General features: G+C 54.2%; 26 protein-coding genes and 1 pseudogene. All 27 read right to left on the reverse strand.

Annotated elements, in window-relative coordinates:
- Nucleotides 1–3 precede the first annotated feature (3 nt).
- Nucleotides 4–234 (reverse strand): DNA-binding protein, encoded by a 231-nt coding sequence (locus DW931_RS11270; protein WP_118471502.1) that lies wholly within the window; start codon nt 232–234, stop codon nt 4–6.
- Complete coding sequence (locus DW931_RS11275; RefSeq protein ID WP_117484750.1) at nt 227–649, reverse strand: type II toxin-antitoxin system PemK/MazF family toxin; 423 nt, start codon at nt 647–649, stop codon at nt 227–229. The genes DW931_RS11270 and DW931_RS11275 overlap by 8 nt, the downstream gene beginning before the upstream one ends.
- 582 nt (nt 650–1,231) lie before the next feature.
- Entirely contained in the window at nt 1,232–1,393 is a 162-nt protein-coding gene (locus DW931_RS16285; protein ID WP_233430214.1) for a hypothetical protein, read from the reverse strand.
- Between the two features lie 294 nt (nt 1,394–1,687).
- Nucleotides 1,688–2,617 (reverse strand): thioredoxin-disulfide reductase, encoded by a 930-nt coding sequence (trxB, locus tag DW931_RS11290; RefSeq protein ID WP_118482285.1) that lies wholly within the window; start codon nt 2,615–2,617, stop codon nt 1,688–1,690.
- A gap of 14 nt (nt 2,618–2,631) precedes the next feature.
- Complete coding sequence (locus DW931_RS11295) at nt 2,632–2,955, reverse strand: thioredoxin family protein (protein WP_107000750.1); 324 nt, start codon at nt 2,953–2,955, stop codon at nt 2,632–2,634.
- Between the two features lie 161 nt (nt 2,956–3,116).
- Nucleotides 3,117–4,298: an MBL fold metallo-hydrolase gene (locus DW931_RS11300; protein ID WP_117470959.1), complete on the reverse strand. Its 1,182-nt coding sequence runs from the start codon at nt 4,296–4,298 to the stop codon at nt 3,117–3,119.
- Between the two features lie 37 nt (nt 4,299–4,335).
- Nucleotides 4,336–5,379, reverse strand: coding sequence for a ribonucleotide-diphosphate reductase subunit beta (locus tag DW931_RS11305; protein ID WP_117796824.1), 1,044 nt, complete (start codon nt 5,377–5,379; stop codon nt 4,336–4,338).
- A gap of 10 nt (nt 5,380–5,389) precedes the next feature.
- Nucleotides 5,390–7,906 carry a ribonucleoside-diphosphate reductase subunit alpha gene (locus DW931_RS11310; RefSeq protein ID WP_181357201.1) on the reverse strand — a complete coding sequence of 839 codons (2,517 nt, stop codon included), beginning with the start codon at nt 7,904–7,906 and terminating at the stop codon, nt 5,390–5,392.
- Nucleotides 7,907–8,071: 165 nt separating this feature from the next.
- Entirely contained in the window at nt 8,072–9,283 is a 1,212-nt protein-coding gene (locus tag DW931_RS11315) for an FprA family A-type flavoprotein (RefSeq protein WP_107000753.1), read from the reverse strand.
- A gap of 22 nt (nt 9,284–9,305) precedes the next feature.
- The gene (locus tag DW931_RS11320; RefSeq protein ID WP_107000754.1) at nt 9,306–11,219 is read right to left on the reverse strand and encodes an acyl-CoA dehydrogenase family protein; all 1,914 of its coding nucleotides are present in this window, start codon (nt 11,217–11,219) and stop codon (nt 9,306–9,308) included.
- Between the two features lie 22 nt (nt 11,220–11,241).
- The gene (locus DW931_RS11325) at nt 11,242–11,673 is read right to left on the reverse strand and encodes an Rrf2 family transcriptional regulator (protein ID WP_118482286.1); all 432 of its coding nucleotides are present in this window, start codon (nt 11,671–11,673) and stop codon (nt 11,242–11,244) included.
- A 343-nt stretch (nt 11,674–12,016) separates the two neighbouring features.
- Nucleotides 12,017–12,688, reverse strand: a complete 672-nt coding sequence (locus DW931_RS11330; protein ID WP_107000755.1) for a GTP pyrophosphokinase family protein — start codon at nt 12,686–12,688, stop codon at nt 12,017–12,019.
- Entirely contained in the window at nt 12,685–14,367 is a 1,683-nt protein-coding gene (locus DW931_RS11335) for an FAD-dependent oxidoreductase (RefSeq protein ID WP_118482287.1), read from the reverse strand. The genes DW931_RS11330 and DW931_RS11335 overlap by 4 nt, the downstream gene beginning before the upstream one ends.
- Nucleotides 14,364–14,684: a thioredoxin gene (gene trxA, locus DW931_RS11340; RefSeq protein ID WP_107000757.1), complete on the reverse strand. Its 321-nt coding sequence runs from the start codon at nt 14,682–14,684 to the stop codon at nt 14,364–14,366. The genes DW931_RS11335 and trxA overlap by 4 nt, the downstream gene beginning before the upstream one ends.
- A 28-nt stretch (nt 14,685–14,712) precedes the next feature.
- The gene (locus DW931_RS11345; protein ID WP_117796821.1) at nt 14,713–15,288 is read right to left on the reverse strand and encodes a 4Fe-4S binding protein; all 576 of its coding nucleotides are present in this window, start codon (nt 15,286–15,288) and stop codon (nt 14,713–14,715) included.
- Nucleotides 15,285–15,488 (reverse strand): 4Fe-4S binding protein, encoded by a 204-nt coding sequence (locus DW931_RS11350; protein ID WP_107000759.1) that lies wholly within the window; start codon nt 15,486–15,488, stop codon nt 15,285–15,287. The genes DW931_RS11345 and DW931_RS11350 overlap by 4 nt, the downstream gene beginning before the upstream one ends.
- 12 nt (nt 15,489–15,500) lie before the next feature.
- Entirely contained in the window at nt 15,501–15,746 is a 246-nt protein-coding gene (locus tag DW931_RS11355; RefSeq protein ID WP_107001011.1) for a ferredoxin-thioredoxin reductase catalytic domain-containing protein, read from the reverse strand.
- Between the two features lie 132 nt (nt 15,747–15,878).
- On the reverse strand, nt 15,879–16,037 hold the full coding sequence (locus DW931_RS11360; protein WP_107000760.1) for a rubredoxin: 159 nt from the start codon (nt 16,035–16,037) through the stop codon (nt 15,879–15,881).
- An 89-nt stretch (nt 16,038–16,126) separates the two neighbouring features.
- Nucleotides 16,127–16,339, reverse strand: a complete 213-nt coding sequence (locus tag DW931_RS11365; protein ID WP_107000761.1) for a DUF6219 family protein — start codon at nt 16,337–16,339, stop codon at nt 16,127–16,129.
- 76 nt (nt 16,340–16,415) lie between these two features.
- A complete protein-coding gene (locus DW931_RS11370) occupies nt 16,416–16,790 on the reverse strand; it encodes a desulfoferrodoxin family protein (protein WP_033120174.1) in 375 nt (124 codons plus the stop codon).
- Nucleotides 16,791–16,810: 20 nt separating this feature from the next.
- Nucleotides 16,811–17,353, reverse strand: coding sequence for a rubrerythrin (rbr, locus tag DW931_RS11375; protein WP_107000763.1), 543 nt, complete (start codon nt 17,351–17,353; stop codon nt 16,811–16,813).
- A 79-nt stretch (nt 17,354–17,432) separates the two neighbouring features.
- Nucleotides 17,433–18,089, reverse strand: a complete 657-nt coding sequence (locus DW931_RS11380) for a Crp/Fnr family transcriptional regulator (protein WP_107000764.1) — start codon at nt 18,087–18,089, stop codon at nt 17,433–17,435.
- 1 nt (nt 18,090) lies between these two features.
- Nucleotides 18,091–18,870: a DUF134 domain-containing protein gene (locus DW931_RS11385; protein ID WP_118482288.1), complete on the reverse strand. Its 780-nt coding sequence runs from the start codon at nt 18,868–18,870 to the stop codon at nt 18,091–18,093.
- Between the two features lie 187 nt (nt 18,871–19,057).
- Nucleotides 19,058–20,368, reverse strand: a pseudogene (locus DW931_RS11390) (DUF87 domain-containing protein); the annotation flags it as partial.
- Complete coding sequence (locus tag DW931_RS11395) at nt 20,355–20,915, reverse strand: helix-turn-helix domain-containing protein (RefSeq protein WP_338108856.1); 561 nt, start codon at nt 20,913–20,915, stop codon at nt 20,355–20,357. The pseudogene DW931_RS11390 and the gene DW931_RS11395, both read right to left, overlap by 14 nt.
- Complete coding sequence (locus tag DW931_RS15960) at nt 20,884–21,051, reverse strand: hypothetical protein (protein ID WP_002576412.1); 168 nt, start codon at nt 21,049–21,051, stop codon at nt 20,884–20,886. Before DW931_RS15960 ends, DW931_RS11395 begins: the two co-directional genes overlap by 32 nt.
- Nucleotides 21,048–21,887, reverse strand: a complete 840-nt coding sequence (locus DW931_RS11400) for a phage antirepressor KilAC domain-containing protein (protein WP_118482289.1) — start codon at nt 21,885–21,887, stop codon at nt 21,048–21,050. Before DW931_RS11400 ends, DW931_RS15960 begins: the two co-directional genes overlap by 4 nt.
- Between the last annotated feature and the right edge of the window lie 243 nt (nt 21,888–22,130).

Consider the following 22,130-nt stretch of genomic DNA (forward strand, 5'->3'; position numbering starts at 1 on the left):
TTTTCACCGCCGAAAGCTTCGAGGTTTGCGATATGTCGCAGCACGTTCCATCGGTTTTGCACGGTGTGTACATTTTGCAATGTACTCCTGAAGCCCCACTTCCGTGAAATAAACGCAGCCGTTTTCCACATACTGAACATAGGAGATCAAACCGTCTGTTCTTGCAGCATCCAGTGTTTTTACGCTGATTCCCAGTATACTGGCTGCTTCCTTCCTTGTAATCAGTTTATCCATCGCCTTCTTCGCCTTCCTTTCGGCATTTGCCCTGTCTTTTTTTCTCTGCCTGTTCCGGAATGTAATAACCAAGCTGAATCCTTACAGCTTCGTCGATCCCACGCATCTGCCCCTTACTTACCCGCCCAAGATAGCGAATCACGCATATCTTGTCGCAGGTGTCGAGCTGTTCTGCCAATACCATAGACGGTTTTGCCAGTCCCTTTGCTTTACGGAGAAAGAAATGCGTTGGCTGCTTTCGCTTCTTCTCAATTTTCGATGTCAGCGGAGCAATCGTGATTGTCGGCGCATAATAATTACCGGCATCATTCTGAAGAACCACAACAGGACGAACACCGCCCTGCTTTGATCCAACCGGAACACCGAGATTGGCGAGATATAAATCACCTCGCCGATAAACCCAGTTTTCTTTCATTTTCTGTTGTCTCCAATCTCCATACACTGATATGGATAAAGCCTGCCAGGTATCATGCTGATACAGCACCCAGCAGTGCTTTCTGAAAATATGGTTTCTCTGTACTTTTTCTTATCACCCCAGAGATGTAGGATTTCTCACAGGCGGCAGTGTGCTTCACTGCTCCATTGGAATTTAACCATCCCGCCTTCCTTATGGCCGGACCGCGAATTACGGAAGTATCATTGTCCCTGTCTGGCTTTAGCACCGCCGCCGGTTGCAATCCGGCATTTGCTTCTGCGAAACCGCTATCGCCCCGATGGGCTTCATGGCGTGCAGTCGATGGCTCGACCAAACAGGAATGTACCTGAAGAATGAGTATTCAGTTTTCAAGGGACATCCGGACTTTCGTCCTTACAAAGTAAGTTTAACAAGAATCCTCCGGTTTCGCGTTGGCCTCGTAGGCGCACTTTGGTTGTCCTTGCAGGACTACATATGGTTTGTTTTGATTTTTTCAGTGTCCTATGCAGTCGGATTGGGGCAAAAAAAATACCTCGTTGGTTTCCCAACGAGGCATCGAAGACGATTCTATCTCATACGACTTCACATCATGCATCCGAAGATTTGTTTTACAAAATTCGCTTGTTTTTTTCCAGAACGCTTAAACTGATCATATGCTCCTTCTGCATGAATAATCAGCATTTCAATTTCTGGAGCAGTAATGACATTTACCACGTCAATTTTCTGCTCATATGCTTTACTCAATCGAAATTCCTCTCTGCGAGAATCCAAAATCCGTATCACAGAAATCTGCTCATCGAATCCTTTCCGTAAGTACTATGCATAAAAGCACAGCCGCAGAGTACATCTGTGGCTGTGTTTTGTGTTCAGTTGCTCACTGTTGCGTGGACTGGATATGGAGAGACAACATATCTCCCGATCTTACATGGGTGATCTTATCTGCCATCACTCTGGCAGTTTTCCTTGCAGATATGTCGGCATCCCCACTGCGGTCGTATCCGGCCTGACCTTAAACATGGCTTTTTCAATCTACCTTCCTTATCGGTTTTCCGCGATATGTTTCTCCGCCATGTGGACTGCCACCGCGCCGTCCGCCACGGCGGTGACCACCTGACGGAGGGGCTTCGTCCGCACGTCGCCCACGGCGTAAACGCCGGGAATACTGGTTTCCGTGGTCTCTCCGGCCACGATATAGCCGCCGCCGTCCAGCGCCAGTTGACCCACCGCCAGCGCCGTGGCGGGCTGTCGACCCACGCTGACAAATACGCCGTCGCAGTCCACCACGCTTTCCTCACCGGTGACGGTGTCCCGCAGGCGTACGCCGGTCAGCCTGTCCCCGGAAAGCAGCGCGGAAACGGTGCTGTTCCAGCGGAATTCCACATTTTCGGCCTGTTCCAGTGGCTCGTGATAGATCTTGGTGGCCCGCAGGGTGTCTCTGCGGTGGACGAGGATCACCTTTTTCGCCACGCGGCTGAGAAGGAGGGCATCTGCCGCGGCGGAATTGCCGCCGCCCACCACGACCACCGTTTTGTCCTTGTAAAACATCCCATCGCAGGCGGCACAGTAGGCCACGCCCCGGCCCAACAGCTCCGTCTCTCCGGCAACTCCCAGCGTTCTGGGGTCTGCGCCGGTGGCCAGCACCACGGTTTTCCCCCGGAAGATCCCCTCGCTGGTCTCCACGAGCTTGGGAACCGCCGTCAGATCCATGCGGAGAACTTCCGCGTATTCGCTGCGTGCCCCAAAACGCTCCGCCTGCTTTTGCATCTTCTCCGCCAGAGAGAAGCCGTCGATCCCGTTCTCAAAGCCGGGGTAGTTGTCGATCTGCTCGGTCAGGGCCATCTGCCCGCCAGCAGACAGCTTTTCCAGCACGACGGTGTCCAGCCCCGACCGGGCCGCGTACAGGGCGGCGGTGTAGCCGCCCGGGCCGCCGCCCACCACGAGCATATCATAAACATGATTGTTGTTCATATCTGAACCCTCCGTTATTTCGCCAAGGCTTCCTGAATGAAGCGGTCGATCTCTGCCTTTGAGCCGGGCGCGGTGATGGAATCCACGGCCTTTCCGTTCCGGTACAGCACCAGAGTTGGGATGACCTCAATCCCCTCGGCCCCCGCCAGCCGCGGCTCCTCGTCAATATTGATCTTGCTGACAACGAGGCTGTCCGCGTATTCCTCTCCGATCTTCTCATACGCAGGGCCGATCCTCCGGCAATAGCCGCACCAGGGCGCCCAGAAATCCACCAAAACGGGCTTTTCGCCCCGGGTCGCCTGCTCAAACTGCTCCTGATTCATATTCATAGCTGCCATATCTGTCAGCTCCTTTCTTTTGTTTGGGTATTCTCAAGACTCCGTTCTCGCCCCACACCACATCGTGACCTCAACCTGAGATGACGGTACTCTGCCCTTGGGACATAAAGCAGATGAGTAAGACCATCATCTGTACGAGAATAGCTGCGGTTTGTTGCAGCTTATTCCGCGCAGAGCTCCGCCACAAGAGCGTCCATCTGCGCTTCGCTGGTTTGGTTCAGTGCGCCGCGCAGCGATACCTCCGTTTCACACAGTCGGAGTTCCTTCATCTTTTCCAACTCGGCGCGCATCAGCCGCGCGGCAGCAGGGGCCCATGAGCCATTTTCCATGAGGCCGATCCGGCGGTTTCGGAATCCCTTTGTCTGTAAATGATCCAAAAAGGCCTTCATGGGCGGGAACAGTCCTCCGTCATAAGTGGAGCAGGCCAACACCAGTTTCCCGCAGTAGAACGCACTGGCAACAGCGTAGGAAAGATCTGTCACAGTGAGATCACATATGCTGACCTGCACGCCTTTTTTCTCTAATTTACCCTTGAGGGTCTTCGCCGCATGGGCAGTATTTCCATGGATGGATGCGTGGGCAATCAGTATGCTCTCCGATTCTTCTGGTTCCCATTGTGACCAGAGATCATAGAGCCGCAGACACTCCTCCAGCCCTTCTGTAAGCACGGGACCATGGAGCGGGCAGATCGTTTGGATCTCCAGCGCGGAGGTCTTTTTCAGCAGAGCCTGCACCTGTGCGCCATATTTCCCGATAATATTGTAATAATACCGTCGGGCCTGCGGCACCCAGGGGGCACGGGCAGTCCGTTCCAGTGAGCCAAAGCGTCCGAAGGCATCCGCCGAGAACAGGATTTTTTCCGTTTCCTCATACGCCGTCATCACCTCCGGCCAGTGTACCATCGGTGCCAGCAGGAAGCGCAGCCGGTGTGAGCCCAGAGAGATCGTGCTGCCCTCGCCAACCTCCAGCATACGGTCTTCCGACAATGCACCCGTGCCAAAGAACTGCTTGATCAGGGTAAATGTTTTCGCGTTTCCCACGATCTTCATCTCCGGGTACTCTTGCGCTATCCGCATGAGGCTGCCGGAATGATCCGGCTCCATGTGTGTGACCACAAGATAATCGGGGTTGCGCCCCCCCAACACCTGCGCTACATTGGAAAGCCATTCCTCCGCCGCCCGTGCGTCCACGCTGTCCATCACGGCGATTTTCTCGTCCAGAATGACATAGGAGTTGTAGCTCACTCCCATAGGCTGGACGGGGTACTGGTTTTCAAAGAGTGCCAATGTGTTATCATCCACCCCTACATAGCGGATGGCATCTGTTACCGTTCGGATATCCATATAAAAAATACCTCCTATTCTGATGTCTTTGGTTTTCTTATAAATCGTCTATCAGTGCGGTGCTCTTGGCGTAGGCGGTACTGCGTGCCTCAAAGAAATCGGTCTTGACCATATTGGCGTCAGCGTACTGGCTGACCCATTCCATGCTCTCCGGTTCGCTCTCAAAGCCCGGATACAATGCCGGATAGCCAAGGCTCGTCCAGCGAAGATTCCCGAGATAGCGGATGTAATCGCTAATCATCTGCCGGTTCAACCCCGGGATGTCGTCGCCGATCACATAATGCCCCCATGCGATCTCCTGCTCCACGCCCTCACGCATCATCTCGCGCAGCGCTTGTACGCTCTCGGCGGTGAACAACTCCGGCTGCTCCTTTTGCAGCTCCGTGATGATATTGCGGAACAGCCACAAGTGCGTGTTCTCGTCGCGGTTTATATAGCGGATCTCCTGCGCCGAGCCGGGCATCTTCCCGTTTCGGGAGAGATTGTAGAAGAACATAAAGCCGCTGTAAAAATAGATGCCCTCCAAAATATAGTTCGCCATCATCACGCGCAGCAGCGTGGGAGCGTCCTTCCGCTCCTGAAACTCGTTGTAGCAGTCCCCAATGAAGGTGTTGCGGCGCAGCAGATGCTCGTCCGTTTTCCATTGATAGAGGATGTCATTGCGCTCCACGGGGGAACAGATGGTGTCGAGCATATAGCTGTAGCTCTGTGAGTGGACACACTCCTGAAACGCCTGAATGGACAGGCAGAGATTGACCTCGTTGGCTGTAATGTAGGCGCCGATATTAGGCAGGTTCGCTGTCTGAATGGAATCCAAAAAGACAAGAAAACTCAGAATTTTATCGTAGGCGCTGCGCTCGGCTGACAGCAGGCGGGGATAGTCCTTCACATCCTGCGAGAGATTGATCTCCTCAGGGATCCAAAAGTTGTTCATGGCCTGCCGGTACCAGTCGCTGACCCAAGCGTACTTCATATTGTTGAAGTCGTTGAGGTTGGTGGTATTGCCGCCGATCATGCGCCGCAGGCGCACATCAAGGTCGCCCTCCGGGTTAAAGAGGGGCTTTTTCTTCAGTTCCATCATGCTATCCTCCTTATGACGAGCAGCTTTCACAGGCCTCGACCTCAAGGGCCTTGCTGCGGACATAATAAATGGTCTTGACGCCGGCCCTCCACGCCTCCAAATACAGTCTGAGCACCTGACGCATGGAATAGTCGTTGGTGATATAGAGATTCATGCTCTGCGCCTGGTCAATATGTCTCTGGCGAAAGCCCGCGGCGCGTACCGACCAGCTTTGGTCGATCAGATGCGCCGCCTTATAGTACCACCATGTATCCATAGAAAGCTCCGGAGCAACGCGGGGCAGCATGCTGCCCTTTTTTTCCTCTAAAAAGAATTTCTTCATAATTGGATCGATGCCCGCCGACGTGCCGGAGAGGATGGATGTGCTGGAAGTGGGTGCGACAGCCAGCAGATAGGCGTTGCGCATTCCCTGCACCGCCACCGTTTCCGCAAGCGCCCGCCACTTTTCTGAGGTATAACCTCGCTTTTCAAAATACGCGCCTGTCTGCCAGTCGCTGCCCTCAAAGAGCGCATAGCGGCCCTTTTCCCGTGCCAGTGCTGTGTCCGCCTTGACGGCGGCGTAGTTGATATGCTCGAATACCGCATCGGTGAAGGCAAGGTGCTCATCGCTCTCCCATCGGATGCCGCGCTTTGCCAGCATGTGGTGGTAGCCGCTGACGCCCAGGCCGATGCTGCGGTACTTCTGATTGGTAAGCCGCGCGTATTCCAACGGGTAGAAGTTGAGGTCGATCACATTATCCAGTGCGCGGATGGCCGTTTCCACCGTGCGTTCCATATAGGCCTCGTCCTCCACCGCCAGATTACCGAGAGACAGACTCGCCAGGTTGCAGACCACAAACTCACCGGGGAGTGTGGCCGTCACCACCACTGTGTCGCCGTTCTCCGTGTGCACCTCAGTGCTGATATGCTCGATGGGCGCCATGTTCTGTGCGATCTCCGTGCAGAGATTGGAGCAATAGATCATTCCCGTGTGGCCGTTTGGGTTCATACGATTTACGCTGTCGCGGTTGAAGGCGAAGGGCGTGCCGGTCTCCACTGCCGAGCGAAGCACCAGCCGCACGATGTCCTTGACGGTGACGCTGCGCTTTTCGATGCGCGGGTCATTGACGCAGTCCAGATACCGCTTCTCCCATTCCGTACCCCAGTAATCCTCCAGTGCGTAGCCCTTGACCGTGAGGATCTCATGCGGACACATGAGATGCCACGGCGCGTCTATGTTCTCCTCCGCCAGTCGCCAGAAGAGATCCGGATAGCACACGGCGGGAAACACATCATGCGCCTTCATGCGGTCGTCGCCGTTGTTGGTGCGCAGTTGAAGGAATTCAGGCAGATCCCGGTGCCATGCGTCTAAGTAAACCGCCGCAGCGCCCTGCCGCATCCCCAACTGATCCACCGCCACGGCGGTGTCGTTGACCAACCGGATCCAGCGGATAACACCGCCCGCCGCCCCTTGAAAGCCGCGGATGGTGCTGCCTGCAGCGCGCACCTTACCGAAGTACATCCCCATTCCACCGCCAAATTTAGAGACCTTTGCGAAGTTGTCCAGCGAGCGGTAGATGCCGTCCAGACTGTCCGGCACAGTGTCCACAAAGCAGCTTGAAAGCTGATGGTAGGGCTTTCGTGCGTTGGACATGGTAGGTGTCGCCATCGTGACCTCCATACGGCTGAGCATATCGTAAAAGCGTTTTACCCACCCCATGCGGTCAGAGCCTTCGTTCATAGCAAGATGCAGCGCGATACCCAAAAACATCTCCTGCGGTGTTTCCAGCGGCACGCGGCTGCGTGACTGGATCACATAGCGTTTGAGCAGCAGGTCAAGGCCGGAGTAGGTGAACAACTCGTCCCGTTCCGGGCAGAGAAAGTCCTCCGCCATAGCGATCTCCTCGTGGGTATAGTGGGCAAGAATATAGTCACCGTAGAGTCCCTTATCCGTCAGATAGCGAAGCCTGCCATAGAGGTCGCCGACGCCGCGCCCCTCCCATTCCTGTGCGTTGCGACAGCGAAAGGAGTGGTTCAGAAGCCGCGCCGCGATGAACTCCCACTTGGGTGCCTCTGCCGTAGTCAGCTCTACCGCTGCCTTGGTCAGTGCCTCAGCCCTCTCATCCTCCGTCATGCCCGGGCGACAGAAGCTCTCAAACTTCATTTGAAGCGCCGCGAGGGAGTAGATTTCCTCGGTAAAATCCATCTGGATACGGCGCAGCACCTCGTCAAGCGAGTTATCCCCCACCGTCTGCGCGATGGTATGCCGGACGCGGCGCAGCGCAGACCGCTTTTCGCGATAGAGGATGTACGCCTTGGCCACCTCATAGTGTCCGCGCTCCATGAGCGTCCGCTCCACCTCGTCCTGCACACGTTCCACGGTGAGCGGTACTGTGACGGAGAGATTGTTGAGAACGGCGGCGAGGATCTCCTCCAGTTCTCCGCCCCCAATCTCCCTTCCCTGTCCATCAAACGCTTTTTTCATGGCGTTGAAAATTTTCTCCTGTTGAAAAGGAACAGACTTCCCGTTTCGTTTTCTGATCTCCATTTCGATCCTCTCATCTTCTCCGGTCACTTTTCATGTCCTTTTGGGCAAAGAGCGGGCAAGCGCAGTATCACGCTTGCCCGCTCTATTTTTGAAAGCCGGTTTTTCTGCAGCCGACACGGCGGGGCTGTTTGTTGTCTGTTGTCTTGGTTTTGGCTTTCCTGCCAGTTACTTCATAGATTCCAGAATGGCGTCCGCCAGTGCTTCCAGCTCAGTGCGCTTGTCCGTGCCCATGGACGAGGCGAGGCTGAGCCGCTCGTTGAGCACCGTCATGTTCTTAAGCTCATCGTTGACAAATTTCTGCATGAGGTCACCGGACTTCACCGCCCATGAGCCGTTTTCAATGATGGCAAAGGTGCGGTTTTGCAGATTCAGTGCCTTCATATCCATGAGGAAGTCATGCATGGCGGGGTAGATGCCGAGATTGTAGGTCACAGAGGCCAGGACAATGTGACTGTACTTAAACGCCTCGGAAATCAGCTGGGAGACATGAGTGGAGGACACATCGTACATCGCCACCTTGCTCATGCCCTTATCGCAGAGCGACGCCGCCAGCGCCTGCGCCGCGTTCTCCGTGTTGCCGTACATGGAGGCGTAGACGATGAGCACGCCCTGGGTCTCAGGGGCATAGCGGCTCCATGTGTCGTACTTTTCGATGAACCAGCCCAGATCCTTGCGCCACACGGGGCCGTGGAGCGGGCAGATGTACTGGATCTGATCCAAAACGCCGCCGGCCTTTTTCAGCAGGAGCTGGATGTGGGGGCCGTACTTGCCCACGATGTTGGTGAGATAGCGGCGGGCGTCGTCCAGCCAGTCCCGCTCGAAGTCCACCTCGTCGGCGAACAGCTTACCGTCCAGCGCGCCGAAGGTGCCGAAGGCGTCGGCGGAAAAGAGGACGCCGTCGGTGACGTCGAGGGTCACCATGGCCTCCGGCCAGTGAACCATAGGCGCGCCCACAAAGGTGACGGTGTGCTTGCCAAAGGAGAAGGTGTCGCCCTCCTTCACCTCGATGCACTCATGTCCGTCCACATGGAAGCCGAACTGCCGCATGAGCATGAATGCCTTCTCGTTGGAGATCAGCTTCACCTTAGGATGGCGCAGCAGGATCTCCTCGATGCAGGCGGCGTGATCCGGCTCCAGATGGTTGACCAGCAGGTAGTCCAGCTCGCGGCCATCCAGCACATACGCCAGATTTTCCAAAAGCTGGCGGCAGGCAGACCAGTCCACCGTGTCAAAGAGCACCGTCTTTTCATCCAGCAGGCAGTAAGCGTTGTAGCTTACGCCCCGGGGAATGGGAAAGCAGTTTTCAAACAGGGCCAGGCGATGGTCGTTGGCGCCCACCCAGTAGAGGTCGTTTGTTACTTTACGCACGCAATACATCTTATCTTACCTCCTTCACGGCTCAAGCCTTTACAAATTGATCCTTCGTCTCCGCGCACTCCGGGCACACCCACTCGGCGGGAAGCTGCTCAAAGAGCGTACCCGGCGCGATCTCGCCGTCCTCGTCGCCCAACTCCGGCACATACTCGTAGCCGCAGCCGCTGCAGACGTAACGGTCGCCGATGGGGGCGGGCTTCGGCGGTGTGGGCCGCTTCATCTTTACCATAGGCGGCGCGGGCAGCTTTTCGCCGCTATCCAGCGCAGCAGTGAGCAGGGGCAGGATCTCCTCCACATCGCCCACGATGCCGTAGTCGCAGTTCTTGAAGATAGGCGCGTTACCGTTCTTATTGATGGCCACGATGGTGGAGGCGTCCTTGATGCCCTTAAGGTGCTGGGATGCGCCGGAGATGCCACAGGCGATGTACAGATTGCCGGTGAACTTCTGACCGGACATACCCACATAGCGGTTCAGCGGCAGATATTTGAGAGTCTCCGCCACAGGGCGGGAAGAACCGATGGCCGCGCCGGCAGCCTTGGCCAGCGACTCTACCAGTTTCATGTTCTTTTTCTCCCCGATGCCCTTGCCCGCGGAGACCACCCGCTCCGCCTGCGGGATGGGCGTATCCATAGGGATGCCCACGGAGAAGTCGTGACCATCCTTCTTCAGCGCCGCTACAAGGTCGGCCACCTGCTGGGCAGCATCCCCTTCCCGGAAGATGGTCTTTTTGCGAATGCCGGTGATGGGCGCGGGTTTCTTGGCCGCCGAACGGCTCTCGCCGCCGGAGCTCTTGCCCAGCCTGCCCACCAGATGAGAGGCGATGACCACCCGCTGGATCTCGTTAGTGCCCTCGTAGATGGTGGTGATCTTGGCGTCGCGGTAGGCCCGTTCCACCTCCATGCCCTTGAGGAAGCCACTGCCGCCGTGGATCTGCAAGGCATCGTTGGTGACCTCCAGCGCGATGTCCGAGGCGTACATCTTCGCCATGGCGGACTCCATGCCGTAAGGCGCGTGCTGCTCCTTCAGCTCCGCCGCGGAGTAGATGAGGAACCGGGCGCAGCGCAGCTTGGTGGCCATATCCGCCAGCTTGAAGGCGATGCTCTGCTGGGCCGCGATGGGCTTGCCGAACTGGACGCGCTCCTTGGAATAGCTCAACGCGTGCTCAAACGCGCCTTGGGCGATGCCCAGCGCCTGCGCGGCGATGCCGATGCGTCCGCCGTCCAGCGTGGACATGGCAATCTTGAAGCCCTCGCCCTCCTTGCCCAATAGGTTTTCCTTGGGAACCTTCACGTCGTTGAAGATCAGCTCCGCCGTGGAGGAGGAGCGAATGCCCATCTTGTCATAGTGGTCGCCGAACTCAAAGCCCTTCCAGCCCTTCTCCACGATGAAAGCGGAGATGCCCCGGGTGCCGATGTCCGGCGTGGTGACGGCGAAAACCACATAGGTGTCCGCCTTAGGGGCGTTGGTAATGAAGATCTTGCCGCCGTTGAGGAGGTAGTAGTCCCCCTTATCCAGCGCCGTGGTCTCCGTGCCGCCGGCGTCGGATCCGGCGTTGGACTCCGTGAGGCCGAAGGCGCCGATCTTCTCGCCCTTGGCCAGCGGAACCAGATATTTCTTCTTCTGCTCCTCGGTGCCATAGGCGAAAATGGGCCATGAGCCGAGGGAGACGTGGGCGGAGAGGATTACGCCCGCGCCGCCGTCCACACGGGCCAGCTCCTCCACCGCGATGGCGTAGCTCAGGGCATCAAGACCGGCACCGCCGTACTCCTTGGGGTAGGGAATGCCCATCCAGCCCAGCTTACCCAGCTTCTTGACAGCCTCCTCGGGAAACTCATTGTTCTGATCCATTAAAAATGCGAGGGGCTTGATCTCCTCCTCCGCAAAACTCCGGATCTTCGCGCGCAGCTCTTCGTGCGCCGCCGTGGTTTGAAACAGCATATGGGTACCTCCTCTTAAAATTTTACAGCTTGCTTGTATCTTGGGGATCGTATCCGCCGGTCAGCAGCCTGCGCAGGCTCACGGCACGGAACGCCTCGTCCTGCTTTTGCTGCAAGGCCGCCAGCTGACAGTGGATGGCGCACCGCCCATGCTTGTCCTGCCAGCGGCATTCATATCCCGGCTCCATGCAGGCGCACAGGATGCCCCGCTCCCCCACGACCCCCATGAGATCGTAGAGGGAGGTCGCGTCCAGATCGCAGGACAGCGCGCAGCCGCCGAGGGCGCCGCGGCTCACCCGCACCAAATTGCCGGCGGAGAGCTTGCGCAGAATCTGGTAGGCAAACTGATTGGGGATCAATTCCGTTTCCGACATCTCGGCCACCGAATGCTTCTCCCCGTCCAGCAGCACCCGCAAAATGCGCAGTGCGTAGTCCGTCTCTTTGGTGATGATCATGCTCCACATCCTCTTTTCGCTTGCTTGTTAATGCCATTATATCAATCTTGATAAATTTTATCAAGATAATTTCCAAAAAAATATATCGTTTTAACACAGACCGCTCCAGCCCGGGTCAGCTTCGCTTTCCATTCAGCGAAAAGCCATGTTCCTTACAATATAGAAGCCGAAAAAGCTGTGCCGTGGCAGTCCGCCGAAAGCAGAAAAGACTATGCCTGAAAACCAGAAAGCGGAGAAATTGGTTGGGGCTCGCAGGGGTCGCCCACCCAAGGCGGATAAGGCGGTCCCTGGCAAGTCCAAGGCAAGCACCAAAGTGCGTGCTTTTCATTTTATATTCGACACATTATGTTATGATATGCAGTAAATGTTCCATCTTACCGTCCCATTCTCTGCTGGAATCGGCGCACTCTTTCAGTTCAGTTTCGACTTCAGCATTTATCGGCAAGTTTTTCTTATAGCGGATGGTATGCTCAAGGCTTGCCCAGAAGTCCATAGCGATTGTACGGAGTTGTATCTCCACCGGCACATGGATCACTTTTTCCGCAAAGAATACCGGCAGCCGGAGCGTCAGGTGCAGACTGCGATAGCCATTTGGCTTAGGGTGTGAAATATAATCTTTCTCTGTGATGATTTCAATGTCAGACTGTTTTTTTAAGCACTTTGCCAAAAAGAACACATCCTCCTCGAAAGAGCAGATCACCCGCACACCGGCAATATCCATGATATTTGTCTGCATGGTCGGAAAATCCAGAGGAAGTCCGCGTTTCTGCATCTTATTCATAATGCTGGACGGCGACTTCAAGCGGCTTTTTATACTTTCTATCGGATTGCGATCATGCTGCAATGAAAACTCTTCGTTTAGAATTTCCAACCTGCTTTCCAGTGCTTTCAGCGCACATCGGTATTGCAGCATGACTTCCTGATACCTGCGATTTTCGCTTAAAAGGCGCTGGCACTGCAAATCATCTAAGCCTTTATCTGCCGCAACCGTCAAGCCAAATAAATTCTCACTCATAGCTTCTCCATTCCGCAGGGATAGGCGCTCCGCGCTGTCTGCCGCTCTTGTATTACGACCTGATAAAAACTGTATCCGCCGGAGAGATGGGAACAAGTGAAACCGTACTGCGTCAAAAGTCGGCAGGCCAGATAACTGCGAAGCCCTGTCTGGCAATTCACATAAACAGGCTTACCCCGGTCTAACTCGTCCAAATGCTCCCGCAGATCGTCCAGTGGAATATTGCGGAATCCATTCAAGTGCCCACGCCGATATTCGCCTTCTGTACGGACATCCAGCAGTGTCGCATTGCCATCGCAAGGCAAGTCCTCAACCTCATTCCAATGGAACTGCCGTACCTTCCCGCTCTCCAAATCCTCGATCATAAAACCGGCCATATTGACCGGGTCTTTGGCCGAGGAATAGGGCGGCGCATAGGAAAGGTCAAGCTCCGTCAGTTCCAAGGCTGTCATTTTTGCGCGAATGGCCGTTGCCAGTACATCAATGCGCTTGTCCACGCCCTCGCCGCCAACGATCTGCGCACCCAGCAGCCGCAGGCTTTCTTTTTCATACATCACCTTCATTGCCATAGACTGTGCGCCGGGATAATAGATAGCGTGGGATGCCGGGAATAATACGACTTTGTCGTAAGCGATCCCTGCTGCCTGCGCTGCCTTCTCATTGATCCCCGTGGAGGCCGCTGTCAAGCCAAACAGTTTCAGAACAGACGAGCCCTGAGAGCCGTGAAAGCGGCTGTTTCCGCCGCAGATATTGTCAGCGGCAATGCGTCCCTGCTTGTTGGCAGGCCCCGCCAGCGAGATCAATGCTTTTTGGCCGGTCACGAAATGGGTGACCTCTACGGCATCGCCCACAGCGTAGATATCCGGCACGGAGGTTTCCATCCGCTCGTTGACAGCGATGCTGCCCCGGATGCCCAGCTCAAGTCCGGCCTCTTTTGCCAGATGGGTGTCCGGCGTGACGCCGATGGCCAGCAGCACCATGTCGGAGCGCAGCGGCTCACTTTCCTCCAGCAGCGTCAGCACGGAATCTCCGTCCTGTCGGAATCCGGTGACGGTTTCATCCAACCGCAGAGCCACACCGTGTCTGCGCATTTCCGCATGGACAAAGCTGGCCATATCCGCATCCAGCGGCGCTAATAGCTGCTTCAGACGCTGGACGATGGTAACCGAAACGCCCATCTCCACAAGGTTTTCCGCCATTTCCAGACCGATAAAGCCGCCGCCAGCCAAAACAGCGGTTTTCGGCTTCTGATCCTCTACAAAGCGTCGAATGCGGAGGGTGTCTTCCACGGTGCGCAGGGTAAAGACCCGCTCGCTGTCCACGCCGGAAAGCGCAGGAATCGTCGGCTTTGCGCCGGGGGCAAGAAGCAGTTTGTCATAGGTTTCCGTGTAGACCTTCCCGCTGTCCAGTGCGTGGACGGTGACGATTTTCTCTGCGGGATTGATCGCAGTTACTTCCTGCCGTACTCGCACATCAATGCGAAAGCGATCCCAAAAGCTCTCCGGAGTTTGCAGCGTCAATTCTTCCTGCTCCTTGATCACACCGCCCACATAATACGGCAGACCGCAGTTGGCATAGGACACATAGCCGCTGCGCTCGATCATGATGATCTGCGCGTGTTCATCCAAACGGCGGATGCGGGCGGCGGCAGAAGCACCGCCTACGATTACAACTTTCATCTTGCGCCCTCCACCATTGCGGCAATCTCCGACTTAGGCCGATAGCCCACCGATTTGGCAACGGCCTTTCCATCCTTGAATACGACCAGCATCGGGATACTGGACACCTGAAAACGCATTGCCAGCTCCATCTGCTCGTCCACATTGACCTTTCCCACCTTGAGCGCGCCGCTTTTTTCTTCGGCAAGCTCATGCAGTATGGGAGAGAGCATTTTGCACGGTCCGCACCAGTCGGCGTAGAAGTCCAGCAAAATGGGCTTGTCGGAACGCAGTACCTCATTTTCAAAATTCGCAGCAGTAATTTTCAGTTCAGCCATGAGTAAGGCTCCTTTCTGTTATCTTTGTTTATTCTTTGTTTTTCAGCTTGCAAATCCCCTGCGTCATGGTTCCCATGGGGCAGAAGGCACACCATGTACGGGGCTTGTAGAGCACCATGACGATGAGGCCGATGAGCAGCGAGGTCAGCATGAGGCTGTAAAAGCCGAAGCTGAATTGGGCTACCCAGTCTGTCACCGTTCCGGCAGTGTAGGCCCAGCCCCACGGCACACGGAAGGTCCAGAACAGCTTAATGGCCTCCCGCAGGGACGAAGTACCCGCAGCGACCAGATATGTCTGAAACACCATGTTGCCGAACATCGTCAGGAAAAAGATCAAAAAGCCATAACGGAACCACTTGGAGGACATCCAGCGGGGCGTGGGCTTGCAGCGGGAGCATTTAAGGTCTGTCCCCAGCTTGCTGAACAGTTGACCCCGTCCGCAGAGGTGGTTGCAAAAGTATTTGTTCCCACCAAAGATGGCTAAGAACAGCGGCAGAAGAAAATCGATCATGCCCAGCCACGCGAACAGGATATTGAAAAAGCCCAGTGCAAAATAGATGATTGCATATACCCACAGGTAATCGTACCAATGCTTTACTTTCATGCGTCAGCCCTCACTTTCACCTCAATGCAGCCGACGGGACAGATCTTTGCGCACTTGCCGCAGCCTACGCATCGTTCCGCCTCCACAGCGGCGTAGCAGCCGCGGCGCACCTTGACGGCCCCCAGTGGACAGGTATTTTCACACACGCCGCAGGCGACGCACCGCGTCTTATCTATGGCGGCCAGTTTCTTTGACAGCATAGCGTTCCTCCCTTAATCCTGCAAGGATTTGTAATAGAGCATACAGTGGCAGAATCCCTCGAAGCCCGGATCTGCAATTTGATCCTTAAACTCCTGGCACATACATTTGGTCGCCTCTGTGCTCTCCCTGCGGCAGGGGCAGTACCCGCCGGTGCGCTTGAGTCCTTCTCTGATGGTGCTGACAATCTCCTGATCGGAATTGAGCTTGATTTTCATGTTCGCCACCTCTTTCTTGTTGATTGATTGTGGCTTTATCATACCGCAGTACAAAGCATTTTTCTGTGACGAGGTTACGTTACGGCAAATTTTTATATAAGTGAGAAAGAGCCGTGAAGCGGTATCTTACATACTGCTTCACGGCTCTTTGTTTATAGGTTTTGTTGTGCTTCCTTACTCAGCCACAGAAAACTGGTCTTTGCCAACAAAACATAAGGGGCATTCAAAATCATCCGGAATATCTTCCCATTTTGTACCCGGTGCAATGCCGCCTTCCGGATAGCCATTTTCTTCGTCGTATTCCCAACCACACACATCGCATACATATTTCATAATGAAATTCTTCTTTCTTGTTTTTTATTTCGCACACAACATTAGCCCGACTTTATCGTCATCAGAAACAATAACGATTCCTATCTTACTCAAAGAATATCCACAGCTTCCGCTTGTTTTACTCTCTTTGTTTTCTTATTCCCTGAAATCATTTTATGACCCGTATATACTGCCATAACCATGCAGATCAAGGAACTAAGCGCAAGGTACTTATGCGTTGTTTTTGAGCCTTTATATCCAGTGCAAAAAGTTCCAAACATGGTAATTACCGCTCCGATTGACCAATATTTATGTGCTTTCATGACTTGTTTGCCTCCTGCCTGCAATACATGACATTCAGTTCTCTATGTTGGTTCTAAGATACCATGCGCGGAACGATCACGCTTTCCACAGACTGTGGAGGTTGCAGTAGGCGTAGACCGCCTCGACTTCGTCGCCCTCGCAGAGCGCAAAGCAGACCTCCGGCTTCTCGCCCGGGTGCAGTTCCTTGCGCTGGTTGCCCTGCTTGGTGTGGAGGGACACCCACTCGATGTAGTGCTCCGGCAGCATGGGATGCTCTACGGAGCCGACCTTGACATGAACGATGCCGTTTTCCACAGTCCAGACAGGGACGTGCTTCTCCACGGCGGCGTCGGTGGTACCGGGGATGATCTCGCTCATCGGCTCACCGCAACAGATGACGGGAACGCCCGTGTCCTTGACCTTGGCAATGATGTTGCCGCAATGCTTGCAAATGTAAAACTTCTGCTCCATGATTCGTTCTCCTTTTCTCTTTAATAGTTTTCTGCGTGAATTTCAAAGTAGCTCTGGGGATGGTTACAGGTCGGGCAGACCTCCGGTGCTTTCTCACCGATCACGATATGCCCGCAGTTGCGGCACTCCCATACCTTGACCTCACTCTTGGCGAAGACCTCCGCCATCTCCACATTGTGCAGCAGGGCACGGTAGCGCTCCTCATGATGCTTTTCAATGGCGGCTACCAGGCGGAAACGCTGGGCCAGCTCATGGAAACCCTCCTCGTCGGCGGTTTTGGCAAAGCCGTCGTACATATCCGTCCACTCGTAGTTCTCGCCCTCAGCGGCGGAGAGAAGGTTTTCGGCGGTGTCGCCAATGCCGTTCAGCTCTTTGAACCACAGCTTGGCGTGTTCCTTCTCATTATCAGCGGTTTTGAGGAACAGCGCCGCGATCTGCTCGTAGCCTTCCTTCTTGGCCTTGGATGCAAAATAGGTGTATTTGTTGCGCGCCTCGGACTCACCGGCAAAGGCAGCCATCAGGTTTTTTTCGGTTTGAGTTCCTGCGTATTTCGTTTCTTTCATGGCGGATACTCCTTCCTGTTTTTCTGCTTTTATTGTAGCAAATCTATGATTTTCTTCTGTAACGAAGTCACATTTCTTTTTATTTTAGACGATTTAGTCTGTTCTTATCCCGCAGCGTGATTGCACCACGCTTCAGCTCCACCAGCCCGTCCTCCGAGAAGCTTTTGAGCATCCGTGCCACTGCCTCCCGTGCCGAGCTGATGTGCTGGGCGATCTGCTCATGGGTCATGCGTATCGTGTCGGAGCCGGTACGTTCCGCTTCGGCAAAGAGAAATTCTGCCAGCCGCTGATCCAATCCCTTGAACATAATCTGCTGCATCGCCCACATCACATCAGAAAACCGTTTCGTTGCCAGTTCATAAAGAAAACAGCGGACATGGAGATTTTTCTCCTTGAGTGCAGCAATGACATTTGCAGAGATAATCAGAATGTCCGTATCCATTCCGGCAGTCATTTGTGTATCAAAGGTGATCTGACTGATCACGCAGGAGGCGGAAAGCACGCATAGTTCGCCCGGATACAGGCGGAACAGCGTTACCTCCCGCCCCTCATCAGAGAGAAGATAGGTGCGGATCTCGCCGGAAAGAATAAACAGCATTCCGAGACATTCATTGTCGCTGCTGTGAACGAACGCACCCTTTTTATAATGACGGACAAAGGCACTTCGGCGTAGTGTGTCCATTTCGCGTTCGGTCAAGGATGACCAGAACGGAAGTTGTGTCAGTGTGCGTTCCATATCAATGGCAGCTATGCTTGCCGCAGCCGTGGTCACCGCAGGAGTGACCAGCCTCGCCGTGTTCATGGTCATGGTGGTCACAGTGAACATTGGGATCGTAGCCCAAACTTCCGTTGAGCAATGCGCTCACCGCCGCGTCAGCGTCCCCGCTGACACCGCCGTAGAGCTTGATGCCCGCTTCGGCGAGTGCTGCCTGCGCACCGCCGCCGATGCCTCCGCAAATCAAAGTGTCCACGCCGTTCTGCATCAGGAATCCTGCCAGTGCGCCGTGACCGCTGCCGTTGGTATCAACGACTTCCGCATGGACGATTTTGCCGTCCACAGATTCATAAAGCTTGAACTGCTCGGTGTGACCGAAATGCTGAAAGATCTGACCGTTGTCATAGGTAACTGCAATTTTCATAATGGAATCTCCTTTGCAAGTTTTGCCTGATTTTTCCATGTTGGCTCTCTGCATCCGGCAGCAACGGCCGCAGTGAGCTGCCTCCTGTCCTCCGCAGATGCGGTAGTTTCCCCCGGTGATGTGCAGCGGTTTCCCGTAGACAAGACACGCTACGATCTTGCTCCGTGCGCTTTCGTAAATCTCCTGCACGGTAGAGCGGGAAATCTCCATTTGAGCGGCACACTGCTCGTGGGTTTGCTGCTCCAAGTCAACCAGCCGAATGACCTCGTATTCGTCCAGCGTCAGCAGGATCGGCTCGGTATTCTCGCACCCGTTAGGACAGAATGTATCGACCTGTGGTACGCCACAAATTCGACGGCACCGTGGCGGTCTTGGCATGGGAGCTTTCCTCCCTTTGTATTCGGTATATTCCGATTATAGCACTTTGAGCAGAAAAAGCAATTTTTCAAAAGCTGCTACATTTTCCGTCCTCATATGTGTGCTGGCTGATATTCGGTGTCGAAGACTACGTGTGAGCCATGTTCGTATTGTCAGATTATCTACATTTGACAGAACTTCGCAGGGTATCCTCTTCCGAATAGTTCGCATTGATGTCCATCGGGTTGATATACTGCGCGCTGGAAGGGCTGATTTTAATGACCTGCCCCTCAAATTTCTTCACCAGTGCCGTGTACTCGGCTTCCGGATCGCACACAATTACATCGTCATCCGTCACCAGAAACGCATTGGCGATTTCTCGCTTGGCAGAGAAGGATTTACCGGAACCGGGAGTACCCAGAATCAGCCCGTTGGGGTTTTTGAGCTTTTTCCGGTCAACCATAATCAGGTTGTTGGACAGAGCATTCAGCCCATAGTACAGAGCCTCTTTCCCGGTCTGAAACAGTTCCTGGGTGGTAAACGGAACGAAAATTGCCGTGCTGCTGGTAGTCATGCTGCGCTGAATCTCAATCAGGTTCTGTGCCAGCGGCAGACAGCTCATCAGCCCCTGCTCCTGCTGAAAGTCCAGACGGCGCAGGTTGCAGTTGTACTTCTGCGCGATACTGGAAGCTTGAAACACATTGGTTTCCAGCTCCTGCTCCGTCTCGCCGGTATTCATCACCAGAAAGGTCAGCAGGAACATACGCTCATTCTGGCTCTGCAATTCCTTCAGCAGTGCCTTTGCGTCCCTGCCGTAAGTTGCCAAATCTGACGGAATGATGTCCATATCGTATCCGGAACGGACAGCTTTCTTCTGTTCCTCAATCTTGGAACGATCCAGCTCCGTAATGGTGTGCTTGATGGATTTGATTGCTTTGTTCTGGTCTACCGACTGAATGTGCATGGTCACAATCTGGCTGGATTCCATATCCAGAAAGTCCTTCAGCAGCTGATCCGACAGGTCGGAAGCCGTAATCTGGAGATAGGACATGGAACCATACATCCCACCCATCTGAAAAACACGGTTCTTCGGAAAGGCAAACCCGGTCGGGGCAATAAAGTCCTTTACCGACAGCCCGCTCTCCGGCAGCCACTTCCAATCGAAATTGAATCGGTCATGGTCACCCATGTGGAACATATCGTGCATCAGATGAAGCCGTTCCTTACCGTTCAGCAATTTTGCCCGGACACCCAAGCGTTTGAAGTTGTTCATCAGGTCGATCTCAATGTGATTGAGCCTCGGCTTTGCCTGTTTCATGGATTCTGCTTCAATGCCAAACGTCAGGTACTTCGTCTTGGTCAGGCCGTTGTTGCCCTGGGCAAGCTGGCGGCGCAGCATGGTGCTGTACTCCGTGCGCACCGGATTGAAATGATCCTTCTGGTACGGGATGCGCACCATCTTCTCAAAATTCGAGGCATCCGTAGCCATATTCATAAAAGAAAGCTCAAAGCGGATACTCAGAGAGCCGTTCCACCCGCATCTGATAATCTCCTGGGAACTCCTGCCGGAGCTTGCCGTATTCCGTGTCAGAGAGAAGGACATTTTCGTATGAGCCATACCGGTGCTGGATTTCCTTCTTCTCTCTTTTATTGATTGTTTCAGTACTTGTTCTATTAGTACTTAATTGCGCGGGATTTTCCGTAACCGGTGTGTCCGTATCCGGATTTACCGTATACGGCTTTTCCGTACACGGCTTTTTCCTTGGCATCTCATAGATCACATACTCCGCTCTGCCCATCCGACCGTTACTCTCACGCTGCTGGTTCCTTTCCAGATATCCAAGACGTTCCAGTTCTTTCAGAGCTGTAAGCACCCCATCTACGCCATCCGGTGTAATCGAAGATAATCCCCGTACCGAATAGTTCCATGTGTCCGGTAAACTAAGCAGCATAGAGAGAAGTCCTTTTCCTTTCAGGCTGAGACCCTGATCCCGCAGGTGGTAATTGCACATCGTTGTGTAATTGCTGTTTTTCTCAACCCTGAATACCGGCATGGTGCTCACCATCCTTTTTCGCAGGCTCCGTTTTTTTCTTCGGACATTTGCGCGGACGATCTTCGCTGTCCTCCCGTCGATGGTATTTGCCGGTATCCTGCATCATGCGTTCAAACGCCTGAAGGCGTCCCTCTGTAAAAAGCGTCATTCGATCACACCCCATTTCTTAAACAACTTGAAGAGATGATTCTTTCCCTTGCAGGTCACTCTCGTCTGCTGCACCAGTTTTCCGCTTCTGCCGTAGCAATCCCGGACAATAAAATAGCCCCTTGCAGATTTGTCTGCAAAAGGCATCAGCCAGCCGCTTGGACTGCGGTACAGATAGCGATGATCCAGTAAGAGAGCTACTGCCGTCTTCTCCGGGATTCCGATTTCCTTACAGAAATTCCGGATGCAGGTACAATCCTCCGAATTCACAAAGGTGTCGAAGTAGTCTGCCTTGGGCTGTGCCGCATCCAGCTGTTTGCGGATACCCTCAAGCTGCTCTCTCTCGGCCACAAGCTCCTTCGCCAGGGTGTAGATGACCTCCGGATGCTGAATCTGCTGAATCACCTGATCCAAAATAGAATCGCTCATATACACACCATGCTTTCGGATGGACGGGAGAACTTCATCAAACACCCAGTGTTCAAACCGTTCTGCCGATGGCAGCTTGCTGTGAACGATCAGCCGGTAAACATCACCTTCCGTGATAAAGGAGATTTCAACGACCTGCTCTCCAGCATCTCCATACTGATTCACCTTCTGAACGACCCCCTCGCGTTTCGTTAGGGGGCCTCTACAATGGCGTTTCACTGCGGCGTAGGGATTCACATATCCCAACGCTTTCGCCACGTCGCTTGCACAGAAGAAGGTCTTGCCTGCCTCCTGTAACAACCGGATCGAACCAAACTCCTGGTTCTCAAACACCTCCATCATCTGCCTCGACTGTCCGCCATGACTGCCCACATCGGTGTCATGGGTCTTCTGATTGAAATCCGTCATACCTGTTACCTCCTGCTCAAATTTGTCTCGCCGGATTTCGGGCGAAAAAAATAGAGCCTCGACCCATTCTCGTTTTCAAAGAATGAGCCAAGGCTCTATGTAACAGGATACCTGATATTATTTTTTTGCAGAATTCGTCAGAACTCGCCAAACGAACCTGACACTGTTTTTCATTCCGTTTCAGCCAGATGTTTGCCGAAAATCTGTCAAGGATATGGGGCGAATTTCCCCTCCAAAATGGCC

This window comes from Clostridium sp. AM43-3BH, assembly GCF_003479985.1.
GTDB classification, from domain to species: Bacteria; Bacillota; Clostridia; order Lachnospirales; family Lachnospiraceae; genus Otoolea; species Otoolea fessa.

Bases quoted from the DNA above. Each gene is read 5' to 3' on its own strand.
- DW931_RS11295 (WP_107000750.1), bottom strand. From the start codon at position 2,955: ATGGCAGCTATGAATATGAATCAGGAGCAGTTTGAGCAGGCGACCCGG.
- DW931_RS11325 (WP_118482286.1), bottom strand. From the start codon at position 11,673: ATGATCATCACCAAAGAGACGGACTACGCACTGCGCATTTTGCGGGTG.
- DW931_RS11320 (WP_107000754.1), bottom strand. From the start codon at position 11,219: ATGCTGTTTCAAACCACGGCGGCGCACGAAGAGCTGCGCGCGAAGATC.
- DW931_RS11350 (WP_107000759.1), bottom strand. From the start codon at position 15,488: ATGCTGTCAAAGAAACTGGCCGCCATAGATAAGACGCGGTGCGTCGCC.
- DW931_RS11395 (WP_338108856.1), bottom strand. From the start codon at position 20,915: ATGGTGAGCACCATGCCGGTATTCAGGGTTGAGAAAAACAGCAATTAC.
- DW931_RS11300 (WP_117470959.1), bottom strand. From the start codon at position 4,298: ATGGATATCCGAACGGTAACAGATGCCATCCGCTATGTAGGGGTGGAT.
- DW931_RS11370 (WP_033120174.1), bottom strand. From the start codon at position 16,790: ATGGAGCAGAAGTTTTACATTTGCAAGCATTGCGGCAACATCATTGCC.
- trxB (WP_118482285.1), bottom strand. From the start codon at position 2,617: ATGAACAACAATCATGTTTATGATATGCTCGTGGTGGGCGGCGGCCCG.
- DW931_RS11360 (WP_107000760.1), bottom strand. From the start codon at position 16,037: ATGAAATATGTATGCGATGTGTGTGGTTGGGAATACGACGAAGAAAAT.
- DW931_RS11335 (WP_118482287.1), bottom strand. From the start codon at position 14,367: ATGAAAGTTGTAATCGTAGGCGGTGCTTCTGCCGCCGCCCGCATCCGC.
- DW931_RS11305 (WP_117796824.1), bottom strand. From the start codon at position 5,379: ATGATGGAACTGAAGAAAAAGCCCCTCTTTAACCCGGAGGGCGACCTT.
- DW931_RS11345 (WP_117796821.1), bottom strand. From the start codon at position 15,288: ATGAAAGTAAAGCATTGGTACGATTACCTGTGGGTATATGCAATCATC.
- DW931_RS11365 (WP_107000761.1), bottom strand. From the start codon at position 16,339: ATGAAAGCACATAAATATTGGTCAATCGGAGCGGTAATTACCATGTTT.
- DW931_RS11310 (WP_181357201.1), bottom strand. From the start codon at position 7,906: ATGGAGATCAGAAAACGAAACGGGAAGTCTGTTCCTTTTCAACAGGAG.
- DW931_RS15960 (WP_002576412.1), bottom strand. From the start codon at position 21,051: ATGACGCTTTTTACAGAGGGACGCCTTCAGGCGTTTGAACGCATGATG.
- DW931_RS11270 (WP_118471502.1), bottom strand. From the start codon at position 234: ATGGATAAACTGATTACAAGGAAGGAAGCAGCCAGTATACTGGGAATC.
- DW931_RS11355 (WP_107001011.1), bottom strand. From the start codon at position 15,746: ATGATAAAGCCACAATCAATCAACAAGAAAGAGGTGGCGAACATGAAA.
- rbr (WP_107000763.1), bottom strand. From the start codon at position 17,353: ATGAAAGAAACGAAATACGCAGGAACTCAAACCGAAAAAAACCTGATG.
- trxA (WP_107000757.1), bottom strand. From the start codon at position 14,684: ATGGCTGAACTGAAAATTACTGCTGCGAATTTTGAAAATGAGGTACTG.
- DW931_RS11400 (WP_118482289.1), bottom strand. From the start codon at position 21,887: ATGACGGATTTCAATCAGAAGACCCATGACACCGATGTGGGCAGTCAT.
- DW931_RS11380 (WP_107000764.1), bottom strand. From the start codon at position 18,089: ATGGAACGCACACTGACACAACTTCCGTTCTGGTCATCCTTGACCGAA.
- DW931_RS11315 (WP_107000753.1), bottom strand. From the start codon at position 9,283: ATGTATTGCGTGCGTAAAGTAACAAACGACCTCTACTGGGTGGGCGCC.
- DW931_RS11385 (WP_118482288.1), bottom strand. From the start codon at position 18,870: ATGCCAAGACCGCCACGGTGCCGTCGAATTTGTGGCGTACCACAGGTC.
- DW931_RS11330 (WP_107000755.1), bottom strand. From the start codon at position 12,688: ATGAGTGAGAATTTATTTGGCTTGACGGTTGCGGCAGATAAAGGCTTA.
- DW931_RS11275 (WP_117484750.1), bottom strand. From the start codon at position 649: ATGAAAGAAAACTGGGTTTATCGGCGAGGTGATTTATATCTCGCCAAT.